The following is a 243-nucleotide window of genomic DNA, read 5'->3' as shown; positions in this document are numbered from 1 at the left end:
ATCCATAAAGCTGGAGAATACCCAATGAGTGCACCCTCCAATGATGTCGTGACCTACGAGGTTCAGGGCAGGACAGCGATCATCACCTTGAACCGCGAGGAGAAGCGGAATTCCTTCTCGCAACGCATCTTCGATAGCCTGCGCAAAGCCGTTGACCGCCTCACCGACGACGTGCGCGCGGTGGTGATAGCCGGCAACGGCAATCACTTCTGCGCAGGACTGGATCTTTCCGAACACCAGCAT

The 243-nt window shown here is 56.4% G+C and carries 1 protein-coding gene; it reads left to right on the top strand.

The features are described 5' to 3' along the window. Positions 1–48: 48 nt before the first annotated feature. Positions 49–243: enoyl-CoA hydratase-related protein (locus ACPYOG_RS20375; protein WP_481295895.1), on the top strand; the 195-nt coding region annotated here is incomplete at its 3' end.

The organism is Leifsonia sp. HAY1-4F (assembly GCF_056755275.1).
This window is presented reverse-complemented; position numbering and strand designations above follow the sequence as displayed.